A 2134-nucleotide genomic window follows, 5' to 3' on the forward strand; every position below is an offset into this window, starting at 1 on the left:
GCGCCGCCCTCCGCGCGCCCCGCGCTGCCCTCCACGCCCCCCGGGTCCTCCTTCGCGCCGTTCGAGCGGCCGCCCGAGCCGCCGTCCGCGCCGTCGGCGCCGCCCACCACGCGCAGCGTCCCCGTACCGTCCCGCCAGCGGCCCATGACCCGCGCCCCCTTCGCCCGTTCCACGCCGTCCGCCCGTTCCGGCAGTGTTCCACCGGCCGGGCGCTTCCGTAGGCTCGGCCCGTGCAACCGCTGCTGATCGTGCTCGCCGCCGCGTACGGCGCGGCCGCCGGACTGCTCGTACCGCGCCCGCTCTACCGGCTGGCCGTCGAGCCGGAGGAGCCCTGGCGCGGCGCCTGCCCGCGCGGGCACGCGCTCACCGGCCCGGCGCGCGGCTGGCTGGGGCCCGCCCGCTGCGCCGGCTGCCGGGACGGCGAGCGGGACTACGGGAGCCCGGTGCTCGCCGCCGTGCTCACCGCCCTGGTGTGCGCGGGCCTGGCGGCGGCCGTCGGCGCGCGCCCCGAGCTGGCCGTGTGGCTGCTGCTGGTGCCGCTGGGGGTGCTGCTCACGGCCGTGGACCTGGCGGTCAACCGGCTGCCGGACGTCCTCACCCTGCCCATGGCGGGCGGGGCGGCGGCGCTGCTCGGCGCGGCGGCGCTGCTGCCGCACAGCGCCGGGTCCTGGCCGCGGGCGCTGCTGGGTGGCGCGGTGCTGGGCGGGGCGTATCTGGTGCTGTTCCTGATCAGCCCGAGCGGGATGGGGTTCGGCGACGTCAAGCTCGCGCTGACCCTCGGGGTGGCCCTCGGCTGGTACGGCTGGGACGTGCTCTTCGTGGGTGCCCTCGCCGGGCTGCTGCTGGGCTCCTGCTGCGCCGTGGCGCTGGTGCTGACCCGGCGGGCCGGGCGCCGGACCGCGATGGCCTTCGGCCCGTTCATGATCCTCGGGGCGGGCGCCGGACTGGTGCTGGGGGCGCTCGGCGCCGGATGACATCGGCGCGCGGCGGGCTCGCCCCGCCGAGATGCATGGACATTCCCTCACGAAGCGTTATGGTGGAAGCCCCCCCTCGGGCCGGTCCGTACTCCCCCCCCACGGACCGGCCCGCTTCTATTTCGGGCTTCTGGGGTTAAAAAGGGCGGCACGTATTCCGCACGGTCGACTACGAAGCGTGACAGGATGCGGTCATGCGGCCGTCTCGGTTAGCCAGTCCCCCCGCCCCGCAGTAGGGTGTCGGCCTTGGGGCGGACTGCCATGGCGAGCCATGTGAAGCACTGAGGGGCTGGAAGACGTGAAGTTGCGCGACCTGGTGTACGGGCTCTACGCACGCCGGGTGGAAGGCCGCCTCGATCACGCCCAGGTGCCCAAGCACATCGGAGTCATCCTCGACGGCAACCGCCGCTGGGCCCGCGCGGCCGGCGGCACCGCCGAGCAGGGCCACAAGGCGGGTGCCAGCAAGATCCAGGAGCTGCTCGGCTGGTGCAGCGAGACGGACGTCGAGGTCGTCACGCTCTGGCTGCTCTCCACCGACAACCTGGACCGCCCCGAGGAGGAGCTGGTACCGCTCCTGAGCATCATCGAGGGCGCGGTCCGCGACCTGGCCGCCGACGGCCGCTGGCGGGTGCACCACGTCGGCAACCGCGATCTGCTGCCCTCCCGTACCCAGACGGTCCTCAAGGAGGCCGAGCGGGACACCGAGCACATCGACGGAATACTGGTCAACGTGGCAGTCGGCTACGGCGGACGGCAGGAGATCGCCGACGCGGTGCGGTCGCTGCTGATGGACCACGCCACCAAGGGCACCTCCTTCGAGGAGCTCGCCGAGGTCGTCGACATCGACCTCATCTCCGAACACCTGTACACCCGTGGGCAGCCCGATCCGGACCTGGTGATCCGCACCAGCGGTGAGCAGCGGCTCTCGGGCTTCATGCTGTGGCAGAGTGCCCATTCGGAGTACTACTTCTGTGAAGTTTTCTGGCCCGCCTTCCGCAAGGTCGACTTCCTCCGCGCGCTGCGCGACTACGCCGCCCGTCATCGCAGGTACGGCAACTAGTTCCCGTTTGTAGCACCGCAGTTCACCGGCCCGGGGGGGCGGGCGCGCGCGCGGGGGCGCTGGGGGCGCGCGACCGGGGGGGGGGGGGGGGGCGGCGGCG

General features: G+C 73.9%; 2 protein-coding genes. Both read left to right on the top strand.

Features of this window, described 5'->3' with window-relative positions:
* Positions 1-230: 230 nt before the first annotated feature.
* Entirely contained in the window at positions 231-974 is a 744-nt protein-coding gene (locus ACFXB5_RS53565) for an A24 family peptidase (protein ID WP_201855161.1), read from the top strand.
* Between the two features lie 298 nt (positions 975-1272).
* The gene (locus tag ACFXB5_RS53570) at positions 1273-2034 is read left to right on the top strand and encodes an isoprenyl transferase (RefSeq protein WP_201855162.1); all 762 of its coding nucleotides are present in this window, start codon (positions 1273-1275) and stop codon (positions 2032-2034) included.
* The last annotated feature ends 100 nt before the right edge of the window (positions 2035-2134 follow it).

Origin of the sequence: Streptomyces sp. NPDC059455, from assembly GCF_042750115.1 — a bacterium.
Taxonomy (GTDB): Bacteria; Actinomycetota; Actinomycetes; order Streptomycetales; family Streptomycetaceae; genus Streptomyces; species Streptomyces endocoffeicus.